Below are 26138 nucleotides of genomic sequence, written 5' to 3' on the forward strand. Positions count from 1 at the left end.
ATCTTAATCACATTATAAAGGGGTATGGATATGGGAAGAGTTCAAGGTAAGGTTGCATTAGTCACTGGAGGCGCTTCAGGTATTGGCTTATCAGCCGCTACTCTAATGGCTAGAGAAGGAGCCAAAGTTGTCATCGCCGATTTTAATGTAGAGGCTGCCAAGGAAGCAGCGGCTAAGATTAAAAGTGAGGGTGGAGAGGCGGAAGGTCTTTTCCTGGATGCATCCCAAGCAGATTCGATCAAGGAAGCTGTTGATTTCACAGTCGCTCAGTATGGCACCATTACAGTTTTGTTCAACAACGTAGGTCTAACTAATCTGCAAAAAGACCTTGATGTGGTCAACATAGATTTGGAAGAATGGGATCGCCTGATGAACGTGAACACCAAAAGTGTTCTATTAGGCAGCCGATTTGCTATTCCACATATGATTAAAGCGGGCGGAGGTTCTATTATTAACACCGCTTCGATGTCAGCATTTGCAGGAGATTCATTGCGCACGGCTTATGGTTCCTCGAAGGCAGCTGTTGTGAACCTTACACGTTATATCGCTACACAATATGGTAAGGATAAGATTCGTTGTAACGGAGTGGCTCCAGGCCTAATTCTAACACCTGCGGCTGCAAGAAATATGCCGCCAGCTGTGCTGGATATTTTCCAGAAGTTCAATGCCCTCCCTTACCATGGGGAAGCGGATGATATCGGAAACACAGTATTGTTCCTGGCATCGGATGAATCTAAATTCATCACTGGACAAACAATAGAAGTAGAGGGTGGTCACTATATGTCCAACCCTAGTATTACGGACTTCCAGAATTACATGATGGAAGCTAAAGGTAAATAAATTCAAGCGTAATTAAAAAATCCGGTTCTAAGCTCGTGTTCAATGAGCGGGACCGGATTTTTGTATACATAAATGAGTTAGCTTACCTTCAGAACGGCTTGCATAAAATTCTTCAGAGCGGAGGGCTTTGTCTCTTCGATCCATTTCTTCAAAACATCTACCTGACCATTCACGTACCATCCTAGTTTTTCCTGTAATTCTTGATCAAAGTGACTAGGCAGTTTCGTTCGTTCAGCTATGAGCTGTTTAATCATTTGTGGCCAACGATACCCATTAAGACCAAAGCTGTGCTCGGGGTAACGTTCAGCAAGTGTTAAGACAGAAGCGAGTGACTCACCTGCATATAATTCTGCCGCCAAATAGCTGCCAATAAAACGATGGCTGTCATCATGCTCTAAGGCGATAGAAAATTGCTTCCGAGCTTCTGTAAGCTTGCCTTGATGCATGAGAGCTATAGCATTAATCGAGCGGTCATAGTCATCCCCCTTAGTTTGACTCAGCTCAATGTAGCGGGAATAATACTCGTTATATGATTTCCAGTCCTTATGGTCAAAATAGTACTGCGTCAACGTGAAGGCATAATTAGAATAAGGATGCAACTGTATGAGCTTTTGGAGTAGCGGAATCGCCTGATCTTCTAATGAGTCATCCTTCGTCAGGGAGGATTTAGCGAGCATCAGCTTCACAAGCATGTGTAGAGCATGAGCATCCTCTGGATCATCTGCAACATTCTGTTGGTACATTTCTATGGCTTGATCAGGTTTCTTATTTAGCAATAGTCTATCGGCTGTGGTTAGTTCTCGTTCCTTGAGATAGAAGAAGGGCAGATTACCAACGGTGTCTTCGTTCAATCTGTAGCCACTACTGCGAGTAAGCAGATGTCCATCCGCATCAAATGCCTCGATATTCCAAGAAAAGCGTGCTTCAGGATTCATGAACACAAGAAAAGATAGAGGATCAATCGATTCAAAGCCCTCTCCGCCACTGCCGTAGGAGAAACCACTGTTGTAATAGAGTTCATCTACTGGAATAGAGACTTGATTGTCCGTGATATGGTCCCGAATCTGCGAACTGAAGGAGCTCCCCACCATCGAGACCCCACCGCTTAAACGATAATAAGCTGCACCCTTAACAGCTTTCCAGCGGAAATCTACGGTCTTTCCAGTTAGTGTCTCCTGATTAATAGGAGACTGAAGCTCAATTAGAGGTTGCAGAACAACACTCTCCTTCAACAGGTCACCCGGTTTAACTTCAATCCAATCGTCATACTGTATAGGCCAAGCCCAGCCATCGATCTGATCATAGCTAAGTCCAAGCAGCAGTTGATAGAAGCCCGGAATCACACCGTAGAATTCGAAACGTCCTTCATCGTCTGTAACGATTCGGTAGGAATCAGCAGATGTAATGCTGTGATGAACCTCGCTTTCAGCACGGAGAAAAATACCTGCACGCGAGACCGGAGTACCATCGCTACGAGTAAGTGTTCCGGATACGACGGCAGTCGAGTTGTTCCCCATATCGACAGCGGACTGAATGGCAATCCGGAGTGCCTCCAACTGCAATTCGGTCTCTGAAGTTCCAATCGTTGGTGGTGAAATTGACGCTGATCCCGCTGCATCCTTGTCTGCGGTGTCTTTATCTGAGTTGCTAGTGGTAAGACTCATTTGTTTATGAATATCCTGCCAGAATTTTTGGTAGCTCTCCAAGCCATTGTCTACTACGGCAAGTGCTTCTTGTGCTTTACCTTTTGTGAAGAGCAGACGCCCGGTAAGCCATGCTTTCTGCGCATCTAAAACCTGCTGATTCTCAGATGACAATGTGGTTTGTTCAAGAATAGCTTCAGCGGCTGTTATGTCACCACGATTCAGGGCTCGTTCTGCACGAAGGAGCGTCAGCTCTTGTGCCACGTGAGAATTGCTGGCTAGTTGTTTAGTGGCCGTTATTAGCGCTTGATCGCCGTCTTCCTTACGGCCAAGAGCATCATATTCGTAGGCAAGCAGCTTTACCGCAAATATACGTGTATTATTCGCTGGCCCATCAAGGATGTATTCTTCTAACAAAGCGATTTTATCCTCTGGCAGCAAGTCGGAAATACTCGGTTCATCATGATTCCACTGACTCATAGAGGGACCAATATTTACGTCATATCTATAGGGATCGTAGGCGTGCTCCTTATCAATGATATTTGTTTGAATAAGCTCCATACGTTTACTGCCAGTTGTAGACTCTAGCTTTTGCAGAAGTTCTGTACGGGCCAGGTTAAATTGAATAGCTGAGCTTTCCTCCATTTGTGCCTTTGAGGAGGGCAGAAAGTTAAATAGAAGAATGAGTAGGGAAATCGGGACCAGCACGAATGACACCAGATGTTTGATCTTAATCTTAATTCGCATGTCTCTTCACCGCCTGATCATAGATATCTTTCCAGTACGTATTGCCCCCAGCCTCAATAAGTTCACGGTTTGGATGCTGCTGGACGTTTTGTTGGGGTTGATGTTTAACCTCTGGTTGATGCAGTGTCAATGATACGACTAGAATAATGGCACCAATCGCGCCTAAAGGTTTCACGGGGATCTCGATTTCTTTATTCCAGAAAGCCATGAGTCGGGCTCCAAAGGTTGGAGGGTGGGTCATCTTGAGGACGCGCTCATGTCCTTCGAAGTGTATGGGTTGTAGTTCTTCATCTAGCTGTTGCTTGATCACTTCGCGTTTCGTATTCTCTGTGCTCCCCGTATTCATAAGAAATGTCCCTCCTTCTCCAATATCTTTTTTAAGAGTGTCCGTCCTCTAACTAACCGGGATTTAATCGTATTCTCCGGCGTATTCAATTGCTCAGAAATTTCACGGATGCTCATCTCATGAAAGTAATATAACGTCAGACATTCGCGGTATACATAATCGAGAGTTCTGATGGACTCAGCGAGTCTAACATTATGCCATTCCACCATAAAAAGCTCTTCTGCCCCGGCAGTGAAGCCCGCATCATCACTGGCTTGGAGCTCTGCATCGCCTGAGGGGAAAATATTACGCCAGCTCCAAGTCCGTTGCTTCATGCGGCAGCGGTTGATTACGATGCGAATGAGCCAAGCCTTTAACCGTTCCGGTTCCTGCAATTGATTCATTTTGGCAAAGGCTTGAATAAAAGTATCTTGCACCGCCTCTTCGGCACTGTGTCGATCTTTGAGCAATAAGCAAGCGGTTCGGAGCAGCATATCGCCGTAATCGTCCATCAACAGGCTGAGAGCTGACTCATCCTTTGCTTTGATTCTGTCTATAATATTCAGATGAAGCTCCCCTCCCTTTACTAAATAAGATGCGGCTCAGAGGATTAAGGTTGCGTTTGTGTGGAATATTTTTACTGAGGGGACTCCAATTGCACTATGTGCAATAGAATTTGTCCTGAAGCGGGAGAAGATGAATTCTGTTGCACTTTGTACATTCAAAATAGCTAAGAAACGCCTAATTAGGGGTTTTTTTCGGATTCTATTGCACAAAGTGCAATGCATTGCTTTTTTCGAAGCAAACTGCCCCGATCTATTGCATGTTCTGCAATGAAATCCTCCGATGGTGAGAATTAATCAGGTAATTAATTGATGTTAGGCAGATTTGGGTAAATGATAGTTAGGCTATGCCTAATCTTCCTTGTCTAAGGAAACTTTTTCGTTTCAGTATCGTCTATATGTTCAGTTCCATTTTTTTGCAAGATGGCTTTGAGCAACCTACTAAGGAGATGACATCATGTCAGCACAGATTAAGTTTCTAGCAGCCACTATCCTGCTCATTGGAATGATCGGGCTTGCTGGTTGCAGTTCGAACAATGAGGCGGCTAATTCTGAATCCCCTACAAATACCCCAACAGAAACAGCTATAACAGCAACTTCGGGACCGGAAGTTAGCCCGTCATCCACTCCTGCAGAAACCGCAGCAACGGAGACTACTTCCCCTACGGAGACTAATAAAGATACAGCCAAGGCGAATCCGCAGAATAGTGACAAACAACTTCAAGATTTACTTGAGCTTGCTAAAAAAGGGAAGGTGCCCGGTGTTGAATATGCTGCTCATACCGGACTAATTGATGAGGTAGAAGCCGATTGGGGTAAACCTGATCAACAAGAGCCAGCGGGAAAAGGGATTTATGCTACCTACACTGATGAACATGTCGTATTCGGATTCAATAAAGGGAGCCTAATCTTCGATGTTCGTTCCAGTGATACTGCGCTGCAAAAGCTGACACTGAAACAGATCGAGTCCACACTGGGCAAGCCGGACGATACCAAAGTAAATGGTGAGGATAAGATCTACACTTACCAAGCCAATGATCAATTCCAGTTGAAATTCATTATTCCAAACTCGACGGGTAAGGTGGGCCATATCTCCGTTTTTAGTGAACAGGATTCCATTAATAATATGGCTGGATAAGACGAGCAATGGGTACAAGGAGCAATCAATGCAGAGAAATCTGCGGGTTGCTCTTTTTGATGTTTATTTTTGATCTGGAGTACGCCTTGGACGGACTGATATAATGTAACCTATGAGCGGATTCGGGGGAAAGAGAGGTTCTATCATGCAGTTGGAATTAATCGAAAGTGAATACAAAGTGACCGGAGATGGGATAACGATCGAATTATTCCCAAAAGAGTTTACGCTTTTTCAGTTCTTGTACAAAAATAGAGGGCGTACGTTCAGCCGAGAACAGTTGCTGGATAAGGTCTGGCCCTTGGAATATCCGGTAGAGCGAACGGTAGATGATCATATTTATCGCATTCGTAAAAAGCTTGGCAAGCTACAGGGTCTTGATATTAAGACTGTTAGGGGATTTGGTTATAGTCTGATTATACAAGAGCCTTCAGCGGCCATGACCAATCCGACTACATATGATTTAGAGATGCAGAAGACGATGCGTGAGGTATTCAAGAAATATCACCTATATGGTCAAGGTCGCTCGATGTTAATCCTCGCACGCCAACAGGATGTTTTGGGTTATGCGATGGACCCGTTTTATTCGGTATATATTCATTTTGTGCAGGGAGATGTGGAATGGCTGCTGAACACAACGGAGGTTGAGATCGAGGAACGGTTTTATTCTTTGTTGATCTGTTATGTTCTTTTAGGTGATCCTAAGAAAAAATTAGCGTTCTGCGAGTTAGTCCTTGAGAAAAAGCTTCTTTTGCCGCCTCAGCATCGCGAATTGGAAATCCTTAATATTCTGGATTTGTACACGCTGGCAGGGCAAACGGAAAAAGCACTGGAACGGCTAAAGCTAACGTATGAAGTGATTAAAGAGCCGGGGTATGAGAGTTTCATTCCTATAACGGCGACCTCAGAAATGCTTCTACACTTGTGGATGGGAACAGAAGATCACGTAATAGAACGGATGGCGAAAGACATTGAAACGCTTTTGCAGGAGATGCCTTACTTACGCGAGATTGGGAGTTATAAAGTTGCGAGGGGCTTGTGGTTTCTACGGCGTAGGTCTTGGCGTGAAGCAGAGCGACTATTGGATGATGCGCTTCAAGTGCTGGAGATGTCGGGGTTTGTACCGATGCGTATATATGCGTTATATCGAATTGTTCACTATTGTAACGAGTTTCCACCCCAACCAGCTTTGCAGCACAAATATGCAGATTTATTTGAACGAGAGAAGGAAGAGCGGGGATTCCATCGTTTGGAGCAATCCTTGGAACACGTGCTTATGAATATCGTGACAGCTCTCTGATAATTCTCTGACAATTCTCCGTTACATTAAGATCATGCTTCATATGTTCTAGTTCTTAATCGTAACTTGGAGGAATGTCCGATGAATGCTTCATCACAAGCAGGAACGAGTCTGCTAAAAAACAAAGTGTATATGCGTGTGTACAGCGCATATGCGACAGCCACTTTTGGGGATTGGTTCGATGCACTGGCGATTCAAGTGCTCGTAGGGTACCGTTGGCACGCCAGTCCGTTAATGCTGGCTTTGATTCCAGTCTCCATAGCTTTACCTGGGATTCTGCTTGGCTCCGTGGCGGGGGTAGCGGCTGACCGAGTGAATAAGCTAAAGCTAATGCGAATGTGTGATCTGCTCACGGCATTATTAACAGTACTAGTACTTTTTGCTCCCAATATGGTGTGGCTACTCCCGTTACTGATGCTGCGTGCTGCCATCTCGACGTTAAATGTGCCTGCCCAGCAGTCGATGACCCGCACTATGGTTAGAGAAGACCAACTGCTTCAAGCCACCTCACTAAATGGGCTTGTGAATCAAGGCTCCAAAATCGCGGGACCTTTACTTGGTGGTTTTGCGTTATCCGTGCTGACACCGCAGTGGTGTATATTGATCAATGCTTGTCTCAGGGGCTGTTCCTATTTGCTCCTACTTACAGTTAAGAAGAGTGAAGTAGAACAAGTTGGCACAGAAGGCAAGGGGGATCAAGAGGAGCATGTTTCCCTCCGCACGATGTGGATGGAAGGCTGGAGTTTTATGCTGCGCAGCAGGTTGTTGCTAAATACCATGCTGTTTGGCATAGTCTGTTCAATGGCTATTCAGATGATTGATTTTCAATTCACCAGTCTCTTTAGGGTACTTGCACCCTCTAATGAATCTTTACTGGGCTGGCTCGTGGCGGCATCCGGAGGCGGTGCTGTATTCATCATTATGGTCATGAACAAAATGAATCGCGGAACAGGTTATGGCTGGAAGCTTGGAACAAGTTATGTGTTGATGGGTTTATCGGTCGGGGGACTTGGACTGCTTCAGCCAGGAACTTCCAATATTTCTGTATTGCTATTAGGATTCTTACTAGGTATTGGGAATGGAATTTTTATTATCACGTTCAATTATTGCCTGCAAAAAGAAACTCCCCCGCACATGACAGGACGTGTATTCGGTATTCAGAGTACCATTCTTAGCGGAGTTATGATTGGCGCTCCACTCCTCGGTGGAATGCTGGTTCAGGCCGCTGGGCCTAGCCGTATCTTTTTTAACTTTGGGATCGTAATCGCTTTGATAGGTGTGCTTGGGATATTATTTGGCCGCGTGCTGTGGCCTGTGCAGAAGGAGAAAAGTGATAGCTCAACGGAGCAACCGGGGAAGGTTAAAGTGATGGAAACTTAAGGCAGCTGATAGTGAAGGTCAGGCAAACTAGCCAGACTAGAGAGCTTGAGTAGACTGACTACCTAGCAGGCTTACCTAGCATTTAGTTGCAGAATCTGCAATTAAATGCTGTTCCATCGTTCAAAGCGAACTTTAGATGTATTTAGTGCAGCTATAATTTGATTTTTTCTCTTTTGGGGTAGAAATGATGGTTTTTAGTTGCAGAAACTACACTTATTTGCTCAGCAGACCCCTTTTTACGCTTAATAGTTGTATAGAGTGCAATTAAGAGACTTTCTAGCTCGCTAGGATCGATTCTTGCTCATAAGGGCTTTTTATGAAGGAGTTCGGATAGAACACGAGAAATTGTAGAGGTAGAGGAGGGGGAAGAATGGCAACTTTTATTTATATGGTAAGGCATGGAGAGTCACCCAAGCTGCCCGGAGGAACTGAGAGATCACGTGGATTAACAGCGAAGGGAGAGGCGGATGCCCGTAAGATAACGGAGAAATTACGTTTCGAAGGAATTGAAGTCTTTTATTCAAGTCCATATCTTCGGGCTATACATACGATTACTGGATTGGCGCAGGAGTTAGGGGCAGAGATTCAAAGTGTTGAAGATCTTCGGGAAATTCATTTTTCGGATGGAAATAGGATCATGCCTGACCAGCAGCTATATCCATTACTGGCAACAATGTTTGCTGATACGGATTTTGTTCCGGTTGGTGGAGAGTCCATTCATGCGTGTCAGAAGCGATCAGTTAGCGTGCTGCAGGATATACTGAAACAACACAGTGGGCAAAAGGTTGCGATTGGAACTCACGGTGCAGTCATGACACTTATGATGAATTATTTTGACGCTAAATATGATCTGGATTTTCTACTTCAAACCACAAAGCCGGATATTTATAAAATGGAATTCACAGGCGCAGCGTTAGTGGGTGTGGAAAGGTTGTGAACTCCCAAATTGGGATAAAGCTGTGATTATTCAAAAGGATGGCCTGGCATTCGCTAGGAACCATCCTTTTGTTTATTTACAAGCTATAAAATCGCTTAGTATTCGCAGTCAGTATCTCTTCTGCATGGCTGGAAGTGTAGCCATGTAGAGCTCCCCAAGCGGCAGCAACCTCTCGAATCATAGATGGATGCGTGACTCTGCCCGCAAAAGATCCTTCAAATGGCCAAGGACCATCGGTCTCCGCCATGACAAGCTCTGGGGGATAGCGGCGGGCGAGCTCTAGGATCTCCGTCTCATAAAGGATATCAGGGGTGAAAGAGATGTAGTATCCATTCTTAATCATACGGGCAATGGCTTTTTCGGGTCCCTTAAACCAGTGGAAGTGGGCACGCTTTATACCATGTTTCTCTAATAGATCACAGGCAATCAGCGCATCCTCATAAACAGCGTGCAGGACCACTGGTTTATCTATACGGGCGGCAAGCTCAAGCAACTGATCAAGAAGCTGAATGTAAGGCTCCATATCAAAAGCTTCGCCACGCTCCTGTGCTTCTGCACTCGAATAATAAGGCAGTCCAATTTCACCTACAGCGATGAAATCCTCCCGGACTTGACGCTCAATCCATTCCAGCAAAGAGGATAACTCAGCTTTCTGCGGTATGGGTTGCTCTGGATGAAAACCATAAGCTGGGCGTACCACTCCGGGATAGGTAACGGCAAGCTTTTGAGTGCGAACGCAAGAGTCTAAATTCATGGAGACAGCAATCAGGGCTTCGATCCCCAAGTTAGGAAGCTCACTCAACATTTGTTGTGAAACCTCAAGTTCATATTGCTCTAAATGTATATGGGCATCCATCATAGCTGCTTACCCACCACATAAGAGGCATACTCTTCATGAGGCGCAAAGCGTATGGATTCAGGTTCCATTCCATCATTTCCTGATTTGTAGGAAAAGGTTAGTGTGCCAATACTCTCCAAAAATCCGATATAAACATTGGTTTCAGCTTTCAGCTTGCCTTCTTCCACCATGTAGTAAGTCACAGCACCAATCCCGGCTTTTTCGCCAAGATTGCCATCTTCGCCACGATCCGGATAACGCATAGTAACTATAGATGGAGTTGAACCTTTTACCTGAATTTGAATTAAGGCATCGCCTTTTTCATTGGAGATTTTTGAGGTAACAAATGCTGAGGCGGCTTTATCCGCGGAAGGTACATTCATTTCTTTCCACTGGTTAGGCTTAATGACGTGAAGCTCCTGCATAGACATGCCCGTACCTGTTCCTAGCCACAGTATGACTACCACTTCTTCCTGCCCGTCCTGATCTATATCGGCATAATGAATCTCAGGAGTGTAATCTAACAATCTTGGTGCTTCCCAATTAAACGTATGCTTGTTACCGTTCACCTCTACAACAAATCCTTCGTAGGTACCGCCATTTTTGAGGGCAGTATACAGCTTAACTTGGTCATTTTCTGTAGCAATCGCGAGAGGTTCGCTGGGTGTTCTTACGGTAGTACTAACATCCCCTGATGTAATGGAAACTTCATTTTGCGAGGCATTCAGCTGCGCAGTGGCACCAGAGAGAGAGTTTAGAGAGTCTGCCGGAATATAAAAAATACCATTTCGTAGAATTGCAGGTCCCCCCAGCTCATTTTGATAACCGTCACCTTGCATATACTCATTGCCTGGCTTCAAAACATATTTACTGCTTCCATCAGAGATAGTTAAGGTTTTCGTAGCATTATCCCATTGTTGTTCAGATGAGTAGTACTCCATGAGTACTTTTGCAGGTACATAGACCTTATCACCTGAGAAAAAAGGTGGGAGAGAAGGAAGAACGGTTTCTCCATCAACGATTAGCTTCAGTGGTGCTTCGGTAGTTTGTGTTTGGTTAATTGCCATTGTTGTATCCATATCTATAGATGCCGATGCTCCGCATCCGGCTAAAAAGAGCGTGATAGCTCCGATTACGATGATTTTATTCATAATTACCTCCGAGGATTAAGTCCAGTCCTCTTAAGTATAGATTAAATCAGCGCGTAGTAGGTCACTTTCTGTAAACAAAGCGGAGACAAGGTTGTTACGTTTGCTATTTATTTAAAAATACGGTCCGAGCAACTTGTGATTTAGGGTCTACCGTTAGACTTTTACTATAGCGGATCTCTCCAATAGAACAACCCGGTCCGATGACAATATCTTCACCGCAGACGAGTTCTGCTGTCGTTCGATATAACATGATGCTAGTTCCTTCAATCGTTTCGCAGGTAAGCTTCCGGAAGTAGGGGATTAGCGCATTCATTAGCTTCAAAGATGGCTTAACAGTAATGGTACCGCTAGATTTTATGACATCGATTGTGCTTCTGTTTCCTAAACGTAGCTCAATGGAGGATTCAGCAGTTAACCTATGGATCTTCACAGCACCTTCGGCATAAAAGGTTTCGACTGCAGCATTTTGTGCTGCAGAAAAGTATCCAGACGATTGCAGTCTGTCAGCTTGGATGTGTTGAACACGGAGACCTCCCAGATTGATAACCTGTTCGGCTCTACAATGACCTCCAATCGAACAATCACCAGATACTTTTAACTTTGCAGTAGTAACATTGTTCTGTGCACTTAAATGGCCAACAACATCGATGATATCCGCACGAACATCTTCTTTAAGGATTAGTGAACCTCTTACTTTCAGCGGTGGACCGATCATTTCCTGGCGTTCAAAAGGATCATTAGCATTGGACATTTACAGGGGCCGCCTTTCGAAATATATTTTAATGATTAAAATATATAATTATTATAATATATAGTCAATATAGTATTTTGGACATAAAAAAACTGCCGTCAGATTCCTGACAGGCAGCATATATAACCCAAAAGCTTTTAGTTCATCATTTTATCCATTAGCACATTTATTTGTTCTAAGGTTCCTGAAATTTTATCCAAATCCGAGGTAGGAAAGGCTTCAAAGATCTGGAGAATCCGCTGATGCCCTTGTTCTGTAAGAACAATGTTGACGACTCTGCGATCCTCCTTCGTCCGCACACGTTCGATAAGACCGGCATCTTCCAACTTATCGCACATCGAGGAAGCGGCTCCGGGTGTAATAACGAATCGTTCGGAGATGTCAGTAATGTTCAAGCTGCCTATAAGCCTGAGCTGGAACAACAGTAGGATCTGATTGTGAGTCAGGGTCTCCTGCTTGGTGATCATATCAATGAAGAACTGGGATTTCTGCTGCACATTTGCCATGGATTCCATAACCTTATGGATAGCATAGTGTTTATCTTGCTCTGTGCTCATAGCCACACTCCAATTTACTTTAGTTCCTAAAATATATAGAAGCTATAATAAGCTTGTCAAGGGAGTTGATGATGTATTGGTTAATGTTAAAGTGTTGGACTGGGAAGATCATCAAACAAGCTTCGGCAGAGTAAAAACACCAGACAGCGATACTTCAACAACTGGAGAGTCACTGTCTGGTTGTCTCCTTAAAATAATTCGAACGATATCTCTTTGATTTACCAATATATAGTGTAAGACCGAAGGAGGGATTGAGAGGGATGAAACATCCAAATGAATATTCTCAGCTCATTGCGCTTACGATAGCCGGCAGTCGTGAAGCGTATGGTGAGCTATATGAAGCAACGATCCGGGATGTGTATCAGACCGTTCATTTCCTCGTTCGCGAAGCCTCCGATGTGGATGATATCGTTCAGGATATTTACATTCAGATGCACCGTTCTCTTGAACAATTTGACGTGAACCGTCCCTTTAAGCCTTGGCTGATGGGAGTGGTCATGCGGCAAATTCATGCCTATCGAAGAAAGAGATGGAAGCATCTCCGAATGGTTAAAAAAGTAGAACAAACAGATCTAATGCTGGAGCATGATTTCACGAGTGATGTTGTGGACAGGTTATCTAACCGCCGCCTGCTAGCAAGTGTAGAGCGTCTTCCTTTTAAGCTGAAGCAAGTGATTATTCTGCATTATTTAAATGAATATTCACAGGAAGAAAGTGCTGCGATACTGGGTATTCCGCTCGGAACCGTGAAATCCCGTATTCACGCTGCACTACAGAAGCTTCGTCAGAAGCCAGACAATCATACTCTTTTTAAGGGAAAGGTGGAGGACCTGCATGAATTTTAATGAAGAGTTACGGACAGTTCTGCAGGAAGAGGCGAGAAATATAAGTGCCCCACCGGAACTGATGGAGCAAATTCTAAATAGGGCCGCAGCCAAACAAGGGGGAAGACGTATGAAGAAATGGTTTGTAGCAAGTATTATGGCGGCTGCACTATTAATTCCTACTGGAGCTTATGCCGGATATCATTATTTGGCAGACAACATGTATGGGTCCTCTGCAACTGCTGCTACGATAGGAGTAACCCAACAACAATATGACAGGCTTGAGGCCAAACTGGAAAACGCGAAGCAAAGCTTTGACGAAGAGGAATTCACAAAGCTGATGTCCTTACTAGAGGAATTGGGATCTTATCATCTGCAAATGACCGATGCTGAAGGCGTCTTTCACCTAGAACGGTTAGGTGCGAAGGACCAGCAGGCATATAAAGAGCTACACGCAAAGCTTGAACCTTATTTTGAACAAATAAATGAAGCGAAAACATCAAACAAATCAGTGCAATCCGTAGATCGTGATGCTTTCTGGAATGGCTTGCTTGAAAAAGCTGAACAGAGGCTTACTAAAAAAGAGTTTGAGGAAATCGAACGATTAATCATAGACTTACAAAGCTATGATGCGAAGGTATTTGATGCAGATGGCAGTGTTCATATGGATCGGCTTTCGAAAGAAGAGATACAAAACCAAGAGAAGTTAATCAAAACGCTAGACCCTTATATTAAAAAGCTGGATATGATGATTAAACCTAGCTCTTAGTTGAATTTAAATGCATGTATTGAATAACTATTGATAGCAATATCATAAGGAAAACCATCAGAAAAGGTCTATTACACCTTGTATTCTGGTGTTTTTTTCTTTTGCTAATCTAAAGTCTATACATTGATCACCGAATAATTGCATAATGAAAAGGAATAGAAAAAAAAGTATTTGACCACTGGAATAATTAGACATATATTTATTAAAATGCTATTTGTTTATCTATGAATTATGTTGGCGGAAGGTGGCTTTGAACATGAAGCAGATGACCATTCGTGCAGAACTGGCGGACTATCTCAAGAAACATGGGACAACGATTAATCAGTTCGCAGAGGTGTCTAAGGTAAATTCAGGCACAATCAGTAATATCATCAATGGGAATCGCCCGATAGCCATGCAACAATTAGATCGGATTACAGAAGGTATGGGATTAGAAGAAGGCTGCTACTATGATTTGTATGTGGATGAATGCTTTGTTCACTCTAATCCGAATTGGAGACGTCTTCGACCATTTCTATATCGCTGTGCAGAGCTGGATAAGCTGGAATGTATTGCACGGGTAGTTGGGATCATGATGGACAGCTTATCTTATACGCCCTCGTTATTTGATACTGCAGAGGATTTTTTTACGCTAGGGAAACACAAAGCAGCAGCGATGTTATATCAGAGTGTGGCTGAGAGTGAGAAGTATCAGCATTCAGAACGGCTGGCCCTTTGTCAATACAGGCTGTTCACGATCGCTTTGGGTGAAGATCAGGATGCTAATTTGCGCGCAGCTGTGCAATTTGAAGGATTTGTTAACCGGCTTGATGAGGTGGACCAGCTTGCTGCGTTGAAAGATTTGGCGTATACATATTGTGCTTTACGACATTGGGACAAGGTAATGGCAATGGCTAAGGAAATGGGGGATAAAGCAACCATTCAATATCATGCCAAATATGACCGTGCTAGAAAAAGCAGGCTTCAAAAGGAACCTGAAATCCCCCTTTTCTCATATATTCAATACTCTTACTTGTTACGTTCAGTAGTTTATAGAGAGCTAGGAGATTATGATAGAGCTTTACAATATGTTAACATGTATATGGATATCAACTGGATTCGGGAAGACACGGAAGAAGCTTTGCAGCATATGAGCCAATGTATGGAGTGGGCCCGTGCTCATATTTATTTGCTACAAATTTTAAAAGGGGATATAACAGTGCTGCCGGACTATGTGGCATACATGGAACAAAGGGAGGAAGAGATCCTCTCGGGTCTAATCAAAATCCTTCAAGCAGCTAATTACTATCAATTTAACGTGGATGATATCCTTCTGCGGTTTGAGGGGAAAATATTAGATTGTAGAGATCATCAGCTAGAGATTAGATCCTATAACCATCAACAAATCTTCATAGATAGATATACCAACTTGATGGCTGAGATAGCGTTTTATTATATAAGAAGAAATAAATATGAGATTAGTATAAAGTATATAATGGAGGGTTTGGATTATTCAGTAAAAGTTAATAACGAATCATGCATTATAAAATGTGTTGGAATGTTTGAAGAGCTTCGACATACGGTATCTTTAGAAACGCAAAAAGAATACCAAAACCTAATTAGTAAGGTCCAGCGAATCAACGAAAAGAGAAATGTTTTTGTTGTTGGCAGTGCATAGTAATGTAATTAATACTGCCCTTTTAGTATTTATTGGAATCATTTATTTATAGTACTGCACTTTTTTGTAAAATTTAGAATTTGACATATACCTCTAGTATATTAATTTGAGGAGGTAGTGTAATGAATAATCCAGAAATTATCCAAAAGAGAATAGAGGGTGCTAGAGCCAAACTTTATTTAATGGAAAGGGAATACGGCGGATTGTTACATCCCGATGTGATTCGACAGTCGATGAGGTTGGATGAATTAATCAATGAGTACAATAAAGCCATACATAATGATGATGAGGGTTGAAACAAGAAACTGATCTTATAATTTTCTCTCTATTCAAAAGATAAAACCTACATAATGTTATCACATTTCTGTATAAAACATAAAGCCGGCGCTATGCGTGGGCTTTTTTTGTTTGTATGTTCCTAAAAAATAAATCTAACTCCCAGCTTGTCATGCCCGTCTGCATATTGCGGCCAAGTCCTTCATAGACATGTACTAATCAATGCATTCAAAACAGGTTAAGGGGATGATGTCATGCGCCGGACAATATGGGTACTCGCGATCATTATGAGCGTGGCCCTGGTGATGACGGGGTGCGGGAAGAAGGATGCCGCTTCCGTGGTCAAGGATTTGAACAATGTGGCCGACAAGTTGGAGAGTAAGCAGGGAACGTACCAAGCTTCAGGCATTATGACCCTATTCACCGGCGAGCAGCCGCAGGAGTATAAGGTAGAGGTATGGTACAAGAACCCTTCTTATTACCGGATCAGCTTGGCAAATGTACAGAAGGATATTACGCAGATCGTGCTTCGTAATGATGAGGGAGTGTTCGTACTTACACCAAGTATGAATAAGAGCTTCCGCTTCCAGAGTGATTGGCCGGACAATCAAGGTCAGGTTTATCTGTATCAGACACTAGTTCGGGGCATTGTCTCAGATAACAATCGTCAATTTGTGGAAGATGGAGATAACTATGTGTTTGAGGTAGCTGCGAATTATCAAAGCAATGCGCTTGTGCGGCAGAAGATTTGGCTGGATAAAAAGACTTATGAGCCTAAACAGGTTCAAGTCTCTGATTCTGAAGCCAAGGTAGTTGTAGACGTGAAGTTTGACACCTTTAAATTCGATACAGATTTCACTAAGGATTCCTTTGATATGCAAAAGAATATGACTACAGGTGCTGCTTCAGAAAGTACAGTAGCTCAGGTTGACGAAAATGGAAATCCGGTTGTAGTTCCTGAGGGTCAGGAGCAAGAGGGGCAACCTGTCGCTGCTGAGCTGGGTGACTTTGGTATTATCGAACCGGGGTACGTTCCGGCAGGTGTCGAGTTGAAGGACTCCCATAAAATGGAGGGGAACAAGGATCATGCTGTTCTCATCCGGTATGATGGAGTTTATCAATACACCATTATGGAAGCCCGTCCATTGGATCGTGCAGTAGCATTGGCTCCTGGAACGCTGATAGATCTTGGTTTTACCGCAGGACTTCTGAGTGGTGATGAGCAGCAGACTTTGACTTGGATGTCTGAGGGTATAGAGTATCGAATTACAAGTGCTAATCTTCCTGTTAACGAAATGATGCAAATTGCCGCTTCTATGGAGGCACAATCGGGTAAATAATATAAAGTAGGCGGATACTGCGTTTTGTGGGATTCTTTCCTCTACAACGTAGTATCCGCCTTTCTATATTTGCCAGCGCTCCAGCCGCTTTGAACTGAAGCGAAAAGATAACTGGAGCTCACATTGACAGCCACCTTCCGTAGCATTACCATGAGTACTAAGACAATGATCATTACAGCTATGACGTTTTACTACAACGTAAGAAGGTGACTTTGAAGTGCAAGCAAGCTATCGACCGACAGTAGCCGAAATTAATCTGGATGAATTGCGTGCCAATTACGAAGCCTTTCGCCGCTACTTGCCGGCAGAGACAAAGTTTATGGGATGCGTCAAAGGAAATGCGTACGGCCATGGAGCAGTGGAAGTGACACGGGAACTGGAAAGACTCGGAGCAGATTATGTTAGTGTGGCTTTTTTGGATGAAGCATTGGAGCTGCGTCAGGCGGGAATACTGATTCCTATACTGGTGCTTGGCTACACTTCTCCTGAAGGAATAGCCGTTGCCTGGGAGAATCATGTAACTGTAACACTGTTCACACCGGAAGTATTAGAGGCTATTAGACAGCTTCCTATAGATCCGGAACATCGGCTGAAGGTGCATATCAAGATTGATAGCGGGATGGGGCGACTGGGTCTTTTACCAGCTGACGCACCTGCATTTATCTCTGAAGTGCAGTCTGTTGCGCAGGCGGAGCTGGAGGGTATGTTTACCCATTTTGCCAAGGCAGACGAACTAGACAAAAGCTATACACTGGAACAGCATCGACGGTTCATGAGCGTGGCGGAAACGCTGCGGGAGCAGAACATTCAGATCCCGATCATACATACGGGCAATAGCGCTACGGCCATTGATTCACCTTATTTATCCAGCAACATGGTGCGGGTAGGCATCAGCTTGTACGGATTCTATCCCTCAACTGAGGTAAACCGTCAGCTGGTAGAACTACATCCGGTAATGACGCTGAAGACGCAGGTTGTATATGTGAAGAGCCTGCCTCCTCATTGGGGCGTCAGCTACGGCACTCGGTACTTCACAGACAGCGAGGAGATTATCGCAACGTTACCTGTGGGGTACGCAGATGGATATTCCCGCATGCTAACTGGCAAAGCGGAGGTGTTAATACGTGGACGCCGCGTTCCTGTCGTCGGAACAATCTGCATGGATCAGTGTATGGTATCACTCAAATCTTTCGCTGAAGAAGCGGAACAAATTAAAGCAGGCGAAGAAGTTGTACTCATCGGCCGTCAAGCTGACGTGATGGTCACGGCAGACGAGTTGGCTCTCCATCTTGGAACGATTCACTACGAGGTAATTTGCATGCTGGCTCATCGGGTGCCGCGCGTTTATATCCGTGAAGGCACACTTCCTAAATTAGTAAATGCTCTGTTACAATCTTAAAGTTCTTGACAGTGATGTTATTCAAGGGAGAAAATAGAAGGAATTATATCGTTTTAGGAGATATGACTAAAAGCCTATACGAACCGCCATTTCTAGTTTATAATGGGATGCAGCATACTTGATATACTGGCGGCATATATTCCTTGTATAAAATTCCTTGTATATTGCAACACTGGAACACAAGGGCAGAAGGTTTGTGGGGGTGGAAGAGAAGGTGGCCAATTTGCAGAACACCAAAAGAATCATGATCAGCTTGCCCGATCATCTCTTGCAGGAAGTGGACGGAATTGTTCAATTGGAGAATTCCAACCGGAGTGAATTGATTAGGCAGGCCATGAAGCTGTATTTGAGCGAACGGAGGAAACGTTCTATCCGGGAGTCCATGCAGCGCGGCTACATGGAAATGGCTAAGATCAACTTGACCATGGCATGCGAGGCGTTCCTCGCGGAGGAAGATGCAGACAGCACTCTTGGCCGCTTAGTAAGCGGGGTGTAGACATTGATCGTTAAACGTGGCGATGTTTTTTTTGCTGATCTTTCGCCGGTTGTAGGTTCTGAGCAAGGCGGAGTAAGGCCAGTACTGGTAATCCAGAATGATATTGGCAATCGCTTTAGCCCGACGGTAATTGTGGCCGCAATCACGGCCCAAATCCAGAAGGCTAAATTACCTACGCATGTGGAAATTGACGCAGCAGCTCATGGCTTTGACAGAGATTCTGTTATACTGCTAGAGCAGGTTAGGACGATTGACAAACAACGCTTAACTGACAAGATCACCCACCTTGATGATGAAACTATGAAGAAGGTGGATGATTCGCTGCAAATCAGCCTTGGACTGATTGATTTTTAATCATCCTAGGGTTATAGATAATCCATGAGATAGGCGCTCGGGTACGAATCCGGGCGTCTTTTGATGTGCATTTTTACGAACTCATGGTAAAAAAGGATTAGGGGTTCACTTTTACAAAATGTTCTGATAACATTAGACCGTACGGTCGGTTTAGGAGGTGCTTAGAATCAGAGGACGTTCAGACGGAGAAGAAACAAAGAAACGAATTGTACTTAAAGCCACACAGCTGTTTGTTCAGAAGGGGTATGCAGCTGTAACGATGAATGAGGTTTGCGTAGCTTCGAATGTTAGTAAAGGCAGCTTATATCATCATTTTCCGAGCAAGGATGAACTTTTTCTATTTGTAGTAGAAGAGGATACGGCGCAGTGGTTACAGGCGTGGGAAGATAAGAAGAAGGAAATCTTTGGTGTTCAGGAGCGTTTATATGCTTTAGCCGAGCACTACGCAAATGATTTTCAGAATCCGTTGATTCGGGCGCTTGAGGAATTCTCAAGAAGTAGAGCTCATCCGGAGGATATCACTAAGCGGCTTGTTCTTTTATATGAGGCTGCCTCGCATGCGTGTCGCGACCTACTGAAGGAAGGCATGGACACTGGGTATTTTATAAAAGGTGACTTAGAGGATTATGTGATTATTGTAAATGGCATGCTTGAAGGGATCGGAAGAGTTTCCGAATACTCCACTCATGAAAAGACTCCGGATGATATCAAAAAATATTACCGGGAATCAGTACGATTGTTATTACAAGGGATATATACGGGGTAACATATATGGGGGCATGAAAGAAGCTTTACATTCAGGAATCATGAAGGCTGAAGCTTCTTGAAGGCACCGGAAATGGAAGGAATATTTTTTTGGCTATAATTTAGACCGGATGGTCGGTCTCTACAGGGAAACTATTTGAAGACTTGGCTTTAGAAGCTACGGAGGTTAACACAATGTCATTACTACTTAGAAACAGGGGCGCTATGCTGCTTGTTATGCTTAATATTTTTCTTGCTTTTACAGGGATCGGACTTGTAGTCCCTATCATGCCTACTTACATGAATGAACTTGGGATCACCGGAAGTACCGTTGGGCTGTTAGTGGCTTCATTCTCCCTTGCCCAATTATTAGTATCGCCATTCGCGGGCAGGTTATCCGATAGAATTGGCAGGAAAAAAGTGATCGTTGCAGGTCTGATCGTGTTTGCTTTTTCAGAGCTGCTCTTTGGTCTGGCGAATGTGTCCTGGCTCTTGTTCGTTTCAAGATTGCTCGGTGGTGTAGGCGCTGCGTTAATTATGCCAGCGGTTATGGCTTATGTAGCGGACACGACCTCTTTTGAAGAGAGAGCGAAAGGTATGGGGCTTATTAATGCAGCCATTACTACCGGATTTATTATCGGTCCAGGGATTGGAGGTTATCTTGCTGAGCTTGGCATGCGGGTACCCTTTTTCTGTGCGGCTGGTGCGGCTGGGATCGCAGCTCTAATCACAGTTTTAATCTTGCCTGAGTCTCTGTCTGTAGAGAAACGGATGGAAGCGAAGCAATCGAAAAATAATCAGGAGAGCTTCTTCACGCAATTGATGCGTTCCTATCGTGAACCTTACTTTTTCGGGTTAATTATTGTATTTGTTATGGCTTTTGGGTTGGCTAATTATGAAACAGTGTTCGGATTGTTCGTGGATCATAAATTTGGCTTTACCCCTAAAGATATTGCTTTTGTGATTACCTTTGGCTCGATCGCCGGTGCTGTGGTGCAGGTATCCGCATTTGGCTGGATTCTGAATAAATTCGGAGAGAATAAGGTTATCTCCACTTGCCTTATAACTGCTGCAATGTTTATTCTGTTGACCCTGTTTGTAAGTGGCTTCTGGGCGATCTGTGCGATTACCTTTGTCGTATTCTTGGCTATGGATATTCTTCGACCAGCGGTAGGCACCCAGCTATCCAAAATGGCGGGGGAAACGCAGCAAGGCTTCGTAGCAGGGATGAACTCTGCTTATACGAGTCTTGGAAATATCGCAGGGCCAATCGTTGCAGGATATCTTTTTGATCTAAGTATTAACTTTCCATATGTGGCAGCGGCGGTTGTTCTAGCGTTATGTTTTGTGCTGTCACTTAGTTCTGGAAAAAGGGGAATGGGACAACGCGCGTAAACTACCCAATCTGCCTCCTCTCTAGGCTGGACTTTGGAACAGAGCCGATCTGTGATACTATTTTAGTTATGAGAACAAGAATTGTATAAGCAGATTGTGTACGGGAAGAGGGATACTAATGACGGTAGATAACAGCAATACGGGAGTCATTACGGATGAGGCGGCCGCACAGCGGGAGCAGGAATTGATTACTGTAGCGATTGCCAAGGAATTGAACATTAGCCTGAAGCAGGTGCGTACAACGGTTGGACTGCTGGATGAGGGGAATACGATTCCGTTCATCGCCAGATACCGCAAGGAAATGACGGGTGAGCTGGACGAGAATGCGCTGCGTGATATTGAAGAACGCCTGGCTTATCTTCGCAATTTGGGCGAACGTAAGAAAGACGTTATCCGCAATATTGAAGAGCAGGGCAAGCTGACCAAGGAACTTCATGATCAAATCACCAATGCGGTAAAGCTGCAGGAAGTGGAGGATTTGTATCGTCCCTTCAAGCAAAAGCGTAAGACTCGTGCTAGTGTTGCGAAGGAAAGAGGCTTAGAGCCGCTTGCGAACTGGATCATGGAGCAGCAGAGACAAGGGGACCCACAAACCGAGGCTACCCAATATATAGATGTTGAAAAAGGAGTGGAGTCCGCAGATCAAGCGCTGCAAGGCGCATTGGATATCATCGCCGAGAACATTGCCGATGATCCTGCGATCCGCTCTTGGGTTCGCCAGTATACGGCAAGTCAAGGTATCCTTGTGTCTGAAGCTAAGGATGCCGAGCAGGAATCTGTATATGAGAACTACTATAGCTACCGTGAACCTGTACACAAAATGCCACCTCACCGTATACTCGCGATTAACCGCGGTGAACGGGAGAATATACTCAAGGTAGGCATTGAAGTGGTCACTGACAAAATACATGCTTACATTGCGCGGAGAATCATTAAAGGCCCATCCCCAGTGAAGGAACTGCTAGAAGCAGTGTCAGAGGATGCCTACAAACGTCTGATTTCTCCCTCTGTGGAGCGTGAGGTTCGTGGGGAGATGACCGAGCGGGGCGAGAATCAAGCGATCTCGATCTTCTCTGGTAATCTACGCAGCTTGCTGCTTCAACCGCCTGTTAAGGGACGCTGTGTGCTGGGTGTTGACCCTGCCTACCGTACCGGCTGTAAGCTGGCCGTCGTAGACGATACTGGTAAGCTGCTTGAAGTAGCCGTGACCTATCCTACGCCGCCGAACAACAAGAAAATTGAAGCTGCTGCTAAGTTTAAAGAACTAATCGCTAAATATGGCATTCAGCTCATCGTGATCGGGAATGGGACAGGCTCTCGTGAGACCGAACAATTTACGGCAGAAGTGATCGCCGAAATTGGCGATCCAGAGCTGGCTTACCTGATCGTTAATGAGGCTGGTGCGAGTGTCTATTCTGCTTCTAAGCTGGCGCAGGAGGAGTTCCCGGATCTGGATGTAGCAGAGCGCAGTGCAGCTTCTATCGCCCGCCGTGTGCAGGACCCGCTGGCGGAGCTGGTGAAGATCGATCCGAAAGCTATCGGTGTGGGTCAGTATCAGCATGACGTCTCCCAGAAGCATTTGGAAGAGAGTCTTAAGGCTGTCGTAGAATCGGCGGTTAACCATGTGGGCGTGGATGTAAATACGGCATCTCCTGCCTTGCTCTCTTATGTGGCTGGCGTTAACGGTACGATTGCTAAAAATATCGTTAAATATCGTGAAGAGAACGGTAAGTTCACGACTCGGAAGCAGCTGCAAAAGGTCCCTCGTCTGGGTGCGAAGTCCTATGAGCAATGTATCGGCTTCCTGCGGATTCCAGGTGGAGACAACACCTTGGATCGCACGCCCATTCACCCCGAGTCATACCCGGTGGTGGATCGCTTGTTCCGCGAGCTAAGCCTTGATGTAAATAAGCTGGGCAGCAAAGAAGTGGCTTCACAGCTGGAGGCACAAAATGCCGAGGTGCTGGCTGTGAAGCTGGATGTCGGCGTGCCTACGCTTCGCGACATCCTGGAGAGCTTGCAGCGTCCGGGCCGCGATCCACGCGAGGAGCTGCCGTTGCCGATCTTCCGCACCGACGTGCTGAAGATCGAGGATCTGGTTCCCGGCATGGAAATGCAGGGAACCGTCCGCAACGTGATCGATTTCGGCGCATTCGTCGATATCGGGATCAAGAACGATGGGCTGGTGCATATATCCCAGCTCAGCGGCAGCTTTGTGAAGCACCCGATGGACGTTGTCTCCGTAGGAGACAATGTCACCGTCTGGGTGATGGGTGTTGACCTGAAGAAGGGCAGGGTCAGCCTGACCATGCGTCCGCCGCGTGTTGAGGCGGGAAGTGTGAAATAACTATGGAGTAAGAACTGCTCCATTGATCATGGAAATAAGCAGTATACAATCTCCAACAGTAAAACAGTGGCATTCATGGACGGAAAGTAGGTCCTGAACTGCCACTGTTTTTTAAATTATGCAATGTGAAAAATATGGATAACACCAGCGGATTCTGAATGTACCTCATTGCGTTTTGGTATTATGCTGCTTCAAGCCCTGGTCACAGAAGAGTCGCTAGATGTGGTTAGGGTGATTTAGTTATTTATAGGAGCTGCGTTCTACGCGTTCGGCCGTACGTAAACCTCTTCAGGGTCAATCCACTAGAACTATGGGGAATTTCTCCCTATAATTCTTTCATTGAAGGTTACTATGATAGAGTTTAGGGAATTTCTCCTTATATCTCGACTAAAATAGTTGTATTTAAGGAAATTCTCCGTTTTATAGGGAGGATTTCCGTATAACCTAGTCATAATGATAGATTAGACCTAATTTATAGGGAGATTTTCCTTATATCACTTATCACCTAAGCAAAGTTCTTGGCTACACAGGAGTAAATTCTTTTTCCTAGCTTACGAGGATTTGGTTAGTTTGTCTAACTTAATAGCTAACTCATTTAGATTGCTGATGCTAATCACCGTTTCAGAAACATGTTGTTGCTGGACCTCAGCGCTAGCGAGGACTTGTTCAATAGCTGCGGTATTCTCTTCGGTAATTGCAGCCACTGAATTAACTTCGCCCAGTACAACGTTGGATGCGTGCCTGATATGAACGCTCCTGTCCTTCAGGTCTTCTGCTTGTTCAAGCACCTGGTGTGTATTATTTCGAATGCCCTCGAATAATCGAGCGATATCACCAGTGGAATTTCTACCTGATTCTACAACTAGCAACCCGTTAGAAACCATATCACCAACCCGCGTAATATTATTTTGAATGCTTCTGAGAATCTGGGCAATGTCCGCGGATGCATTGTGGGAGCACTGTGCCAATTTTCGGATTTCATTGGATACGACTGCGAAACCTTTGCCGTGTTCCCCCGCATGAGCGGCTTCAATGGAAGCATTTAGAGACAAAAGATTCGTCTGCTCAGCAATGCCTACGATGCTGGAAACAATCGATTCAATCTTCTGATTTTCTTCATTCATTTGTGTCATCAAGCCAGCAGTACTCGTCACGATTTCTGTAACTTCAGACATAGTTCCAGTTAAGCGAATGATTTCATCTTGCCCCTCTTGTGTAATTTGAACCTTTTCACGGCTTCTATTACTCATGGAGACGGAGGCAGCATTTGCCTGCATAGCTGATTCGTTTAACTGCTGCATAGCATTTGAGATATCGCTAACACTCTGTGCTTGTGATTCAACTCCACTAGCTATCTCTTGGAAGGCGGTTACGACTTCTTTGGAAATTCGATCTGTTGTCAGTACGTTGTTATGCATTAGGTTACTAGATTGACTCAGAACTCCTACGGATTCAGTAACGCCTGTAAGAATGGTCTCCATTTCCGCTCTGGCATGTTCAGCTTCGATGCTGCTCTTAGACATATTTTTGAACATTTTCGCACCAATCTGACTCTGATAGATCAGAACCAGTATCATCATGATGAGAAAAACGTTAACACTTAAGGCATCAACGGATTCAAAAGCCGGTTTGGTCATCAGAAAATAGTTGAGTAAGATGCAAGCTATCACTCCATTAAGGAGTAAGGGGCGATAGTTGTGATAAAGGGATACGATGCCTAGACCCCAATATAGAATTAACGTACTAATGATGTTTGCCCCTGCATCGATGTAGAAGTATGTAATGATATTAAAGCCAATAGCTGTTATGTACATAATATAGGGTGTAGCCACACGTTTCCAGATTAGTATCGTACACAATAATCCAAGGGGTACCGCTGCTGATATAATCGCCATGATTGTTTGTGGAAATCTGTAAAGCGAAATTGAACCGAACAACAAACAGCCCCAAAACAAGTAAAGAATTAATTTGTTTCTCTTGTGTAACTCGGACATCTGATTCAAGGGCATATTCACACTCCATAATGTAATAGTACTTCTGATTTTTTAGTTTAAGAGATTCACGAAATGATGTCTATGATGTTAAGTTCAAAGATGTTCAGAAAATAATGTCTGGAAGAGTAATTAGGGAAAACCTCCCTGAAAATAGCCGATAATTGCATAAAATCAATGGAATAAGGGAATTCCTCCCTAAAAATCCGGGTAATTTCTATATTCGCCAATGAATTAGCTGAATTATAGGGAGGATTTCCCTAATTAGTAGTCTGCAGCGCAAAAATCACTGAATTAGAGGGACATTTTCCCTAATTGTCTATGAGGGTATCGGTTTTCTGAATCGGAGAGTGTGTTTCGCGGCATGGAGAAAATGATG

The 26138-nt window shown here is 44.4% G+C and carries 24 protein-coding genes; 16 read left to right on the top strand and 8 right to left on the bottom strand.

Features of this window, described 5'->3' with window-relative positions; all coding sequences use genetic code 11:
- The first annotated feature begins 30 nt into the window (after positions 1-30).
- Positions 31-840: an SDR family NAD(P)-dependent oxidoreductase gene (locus M2444_RS30805; protein WP_042185448.1), complete on the top strand. Its 810-nt coding sequence runs from the start codon at positions 31-33 to the stop codon at positions 838-840.
- 77 nt (positions 841-917) lie between these two features.
- Here M2444_RS30805 and M2444_RS30810 read toward each other — a convergent pair whose 3' ends face one another.
- The 3 genes from M2444_RS30810 to M2444_RS30820 are packed head-to-tail and all read right to left on the bottom strand — an operon-like array spanning position 918 to position 4070.
- Positions 918-3230, bottom strand: a complete 2313-nt coding sequence (locus M2444_RS30810; RefSeq protein WP_280788922.1) for a hypothetical protein — start codon at positions 3228-3230, stop codon at positions 918-920.
- Entirely contained in the window at positions 3220-3576 is a 357-nt protein-coding gene (locus M2444_RS30815) for a hypothetical protein (RefSeq protein ID WP_280788923.1), read from the bottom strand. The genes M2444_RS30810 and M2444_RS30815 overlap by 11 nt, the downstream gene beginning before the upstream one ends.
- Entirely contained in the window at positions 3573-4070 is a 498-nt protein-coding gene (locus M2444_RS30820; RefSeq protein ID WP_256989945.1) for a sigma-70 family RNA polymerase sigma factor, read from the bottom strand. The genes M2444_RS30815 and M2444_RS30820 overlap by 4 nt, the downstream gene beginning before the upstream one ends.
- 505 nt (positions 4071-4575) lie before the next feature.
- On the opposite strand from M2444_RS30820, the gene M2444_RS30825 reads away from it, so the two are divergent.
- The 4 genes from M2444_RS30825 (at position 4576) to M2444_RS30840 (ending at position 8870) form a co-directional block, all read left to right on the top strand.
- Positions 4576-5256 (top strand): YjgB family protein, encoded by a 681-nt coding sequence (locus tag M2444_RS30825; protein WP_280788924.1) that lies wholly within the window; start codon positions 4576-4578, stop codon positions 5254-5256.
- A gap of 145 nt (positions 5257-5401) precedes the next feature.
- Complete coding sequence (locus M2444_RS30830) at positions 5402-6553, top strand: winged helix-turn-helix domain-containing protein (RefSeq protein ID WP_094872517.1); 1152 nt, start codon at positions 5402-5404, stop codon at positions 6551-6553.
- Positions 6554-6634: 81 nt separating this feature from the next.
- Positions 6635-7933 carry an MFS transporter gene (locus tag M2444_RS30835; protein ID WP_280788925.1) on the top strand — a complete coding sequence of 433 codons (1299 nt, stop codon included), beginning with the start codon at positions 6635-6637 and terminating at the stop codon, positions 7931-7933.
- A gap of 370 nt (positions 7934-8303) precedes the next feature.
- A complete protein-coding gene (locus M2444_RS30840) occupies positions 8304-8870 on the top strand; it encodes a histidine phosphatase family protein (RefSeq protein ID WP_280788926.1) in 567 nt (188 codons plus the stop codon).
- Between the two features lie 76 nt (positions 8871-8946).
- Here the strand turns inward: M2444_RS30840 and M2444_RS30845 are convergent, their stop codons facing one another.
- The 4 genes from M2444_RS30845 to M2444_RS30860 form a co-directional block, all read right to left on the bottom strand.
- Entirely contained in the window at positions 8947-9729 is a 783-nt protein-coding gene (locus M2444_RS30845; RefSeq protein ID WP_280788927.1) for a TatD family hydrolase, read from the bottom strand.
- A complete protein-coding gene (locus M2444_RS30850) occupies positions 9726-10859 on the bottom strand; it encodes a copper amine oxidase N-terminal domain-containing protein (RefSeq protein ID WP_094872524.1) in 1134 nt (377 codons plus the stop codon). Before M2444_RS30850 ends, M2444_RS30845 begins: the two co-directional genes overlap by 4 nt.
- Before the next feature lie 103 nt (positions 10860-10962).
- Positions 10963-11610: a hypothetical protein gene (locus tag M2444_RS30855; protein ID WP_280788928.1), complete on the bottom strand. Its 648-nt coding sequence runs from the start codon at positions 11608-11610 to the stop codon at positions 10963-10965.
- 137 nt (positions 11611-11747) lie between these two features.
- Entirely contained in the window at positions 11748-12167 is a 420-nt protein-coding gene (locus M2444_RS30860) for a MarR family winged helix-turn-helix transcriptional regulator (RefSeq protein ID WP_094872527.1), read from the bottom strand.
- A gap of 260 nt (positions 12168-12427) precedes the next feature.
- Here M2444_RS30860 and M2444_RS30865 point away from each other — a divergent pair, with 260 nt between their 5' ends.
- The 11 genes from M2444_RS30865 (at position 12428) to M2444_RS30915 (ending at position 23768) form a co-directional block, all read left to right on the top strand.
- Positions 12428-13012, top strand: a complete 585-nt coding sequence (locus tag M2444_RS30865) for a sigma-70 family RNA polymerase sigma factor (protein WP_280788929.1) — start codon at positions 12428-12430, stop codon at positions 13010-13012.
- On the top strand, positions 13002-13760 hold the full coding sequence (locus M2444_RS30870) for a DUF3600 domain-containing protein (RefSeq protein WP_094876331.1): 759 nt from the start codon (positions 13002-13004) through the stop codon (positions 13758-13760). Before M2444_RS30865 ends, M2444_RS30870 begins: the two co-directional genes overlap by 11 nt.
- Before the next feature lie 256 nt (positions 13761-14016).
- Positions 14017-15417 (top strand): helix-turn-helix domain-containing protein, encoded by a 1401-nt coding sequence (locus M2444_RS30875; protein WP_094876330.1) that lies wholly within the window; start codon positions 14017-14019, stop codon positions 15415-15417.
- Between the two features lie 122 nt (positions 15418-15539).
- Positions 15540-15713 carry an aspartyl-phosphate phosphatase Spo0E family protein gene (locus M2444_RS30880; protein ID WP_094876329.1) on the top strand — a complete coding sequence of 58 codons (174 nt, stop codon included), beginning with the start codon at positions 15540-15542 and terminating at the stop codon, positions 15711-15713.
- 234 nt (positions 15714-15947) lie between these two features.
- Positions 15948-17033 carry a LolA family protein gene (locus M2444_RS30885; RefSeq protein ID WP_094872533.1) on the top strand — a complete coding sequence of 362 codons (1086 nt, stop codon included), beginning with the start codon at positions 15948-15950 and terminating at the stop codon, positions 17031-17033.
- 217 nt (positions 17034-17250) lie between these two features.
- On the top strand, positions 17251-18432 hold the full coding sequence (alr, locus tag M2444_RS30890) for an alanine racemase (RefSeq protein WP_094872535.1): 1182 nt from the start codon (positions 17251-17253) through the stop codon (positions 18430-18432).
- Between the two features lie 214 nt (positions 18433-18646).
- Positions 18647-18928 carry a CopG family ribbon-helix-helix protein gene (locus M2444_RS30895; RefSeq protein ID WP_025698676.1) on the top strand — a complete coding sequence of 94 codons (282 nt, stop codon included), beginning with the start codon at positions 18647-18649 and terminating at the stop codon, positions 18926-18928.
- A gap of 3 nt (positions 18929-18931) precedes the next feature.
- Entirely contained in the window at positions 18932-19282 is a 351-nt protein-coding gene (locus M2444_RS30900) for a type II toxin-antitoxin system PemK/MazF family toxin (protein WP_042124727.1), read from the top strand.
- A 157-nt stretch (positions 19283-19439) separates the two neighbouring features.
- The gene (locus M2444_RS30905; RefSeq protein WP_094872536.1) at positions 19440-20048 is read left to right on the top strand and encodes a TetR/AcrR family transcriptional regulator; all 609 of its coding nucleotides are present in this window, start codon (positions 19440-19442) and stop codon (positions 20046-20048) included.
- Positions 20049-20221: 173 nt separating this feature from the next.
- Positions 20222-21421 (top strand): MFS transporter, encoded by a 1200-nt coding sequence (locus tag M2444_RS30910; RefSeq protein ID WP_094872538.1) that lies wholly within the window; start codon positions 20222-20224, stop codon positions 21419-21421.
- 118 nt (positions 21422-21539) lie between these two features.
- Positions 21540-23768, top strand: coding sequence for a Tex family protein (locus tag M2444_RS30915; RefSeq protein WP_280788930.1), 2229 nt, complete (start codon positions 21540-21542; stop codon positions 23766-23768).
- A 551-nt stretch (positions 23769-24319) separates the two neighbouring features.
- Here the strand turns inward: M2444_RS30915 and M2444_RS30920 are convergent.
- The gene (locus M2444_RS30920) at positions 24320-25777 is read right to left on the bottom strand and encodes a methyl-accepting chemotaxis protein (protein WP_280788931.1); all 1458 of its coding nucleotides are present in this window, start codon (positions 25775-25777) and stop codon (positions 24320-24322) included.
- Positions 25778-26138: the final 361 nt, after the last annotated feature.

The organism is Paenibacillus sp. PastF-3 (assembly GCF_029893135.1).
GTDB classification, from domain to species: domain Bacteria; phylum Bacillota; class Bacilli; order Paenibacillales; family Paenibacillaceae; genus Paenibacillus_AQ; species Paenibacillus_AQ nitricinens.

Bases quoted from the DNA above. Each gene is read 5' to 3' on its own strand.
- M2444_RS30805 (WP_042185448.1), top strand. From the start codon at position 31: ATGGGAAGAGTTCAAGGTAAGGTTGCATTAGTCACTGGAGGCGCTTCA.
- M2444_RS30810 (WP_280788922.1), bottom strand. From the start codon at position 3,230: ATGCGAATTAAGATTAAGATCAAACATCTGGTGTCATTCGTGCTGGTC.
- M2444_RS30815 (WP_280788923.1), bottom strand. From the start codon at position 3,576: ATGAATACGGGGAGCACAGAGAATACGAAACGCGAAGTGATCAAGCAA.
- M2444_RS30825 (WP_280788924.1), top strand. From the start codon at position 4,576: ATGTCAGCACAGATTAAGTTTCTAGCAGCCACTATCCTGCTCATTGGA.
- M2444_RS30830 (WP_094872517.1), top strand. From the start codon at position 5,402: ATGCAGTTGGAATTAATCGAAAGTGAATACAAAGTGACCGGAGATGGG.
- M2444_RS30835 (WP_280788925.1), top strand. From the start codon at position 6,635: ATGAATGCTTCATCACAAGCAGGAACGAGTCTGCTAAAAAACAAAGTG.
- M2444_RS30840 (WP_280788926.1), top strand. From the start codon at position 8,304: ATGGCAACTTTTATTTATATGGTAAGGCATGGAGAGTCACCCAAGCTG.
- M2444_RS30845 (WP_280788927.1), bottom strand. From the start codon at position 9,729: ATGATGGATGCCCATATACATTTAGAGCAATATGAACTTGAGGTTTCA.
- M2444_RS30850 (WP_094872524.1), bottom strand. From the start codon at position 10,859: ATGAATAAAATCATCGTAATCGGAGCTATCACGCTCTTTTTAGCCGGA.
- M2444_RS30855 (WP_280788928.1), bottom strand. From the start codon at position 11,610: ATGTCCAATGCTAATGATCCTTTTGAACGCCAGGAAATGATCGGTCCA.
- M2444_RS30860 (WP_094872527.1), bottom strand. From the start codon at position 12,167: ATGAGCACAGAGCAAGATAAACACTATGCTATCCATAAGGTTATGGAA.
- M2444_RS30865 (WP_280788929.1), top strand. From the start codon at position 12,428: ATGAAACATCCAAATGAATATTCTCAGCTCATTGCGCTTACGATAGCC.
- M2444_RS30870 (WP_094876331.1), top strand. From the start codon at position 13,002: ATGAATTTTAATGAAGAGTTACGGACAGTTCTGCAGGAAGAGGCGAGA.
- M2444_RS30875 (WP_094876330.1), top strand. From the start codon at position 14,017: ATGAAGCAGATGACCATTCGTGCAGAACTGGCGGACTATCTCAAGAAA.
- M2444_RS30880 (WP_094876329.1), top strand. From the start codon at position 15,540: ATGAATAATCCAGAAATTATCCAAAAGAGAATAGAGGGTGCTAGAGCC.
- M2444_RS30885 (WP_094872533.1), top strand. From the start codon at position 15,948: ATGCGCCGGACAATATGGGTACTCGCGATCATTATGAGCGTGGCCCTG.
- M2444_RS30910 (WP_094872538.1), top strand. From the start codon at position 20,222: ATGTCATTACTACTTAGAAACAGGGGCGCTATGCTGCTTGTTATGCTT.
- M2444_RS30915 (WP_280788930.1), top strand. From the start codon at position 21,540: ATGACGGTAGATAACAGCAATACGGGAGTCATTACGGATGAGGCGGCC.
- M2444_RS30920 (WP_280788931.1), bottom strand. From the start codon at position 25,777: ATGCCCTTGAATCAGATGTCCGAGTTACACAAGAGAAACAAATTAATT.